Below are 437 nucleotides of genomic sequence, written 5' to 3'. Positions count from 1 at the left end.
GCTGCTAAAAGGTCATGGCCGGCAAGTACTTCAGGTATAGCTTTTTCTTGTATAGGGGATGGGGTTTTATACCCTAATTCTTCAATAGCTTTTAATAGTGGAAGCGAAAGACCTAAAGACTCGAAACTCATAAACTGCTCAACTGTAGGGGCTGTACAATAACAATACAGCCAAAATAAGGAGAGCGAGCTTATAGGATTCTAGTGGTTGGCGCTAGTATTGTTTTTGAGCGATAGCTGTTCACGATGTTTAAGAAATCAAGGCATAAACTCCTGATTGATCTTGTCGATCGAGCCATCCCGGTACATCTGTTTAAGATGTTTGCGAATGTTTTTAATCACTGCAGGCGAAATCGATAGGTTGCAGCCGATTGCTCTAAGATGTGTAAAAAAATCTAATGCAGATTTCTTAATTTCGATGTTCTCAGTGTGGGATAT

Annotated in this window: 1 protein-coding gene; it reads right to left on the bottom strand. The window is 40.0% G+C overall.

All coding sequences use genetic code 11. The features are described from left to right. Positions 1 to 257 precede the first annotated feature (257 nt). Positions 258 to 437, bottom strand: a 180-nt coding sequence (locus A3756_RS28545) for a hypothetical protein (protein WP_231875473.1), incomplete at its 5' end; no start/stop codon positions are given.

Source organism: Oleiphilus sp. HI0086, from assembly GCF_001635225.1.
This window is presented reverse-complemented; position numbering and strand designations above follow the sequence as displayed.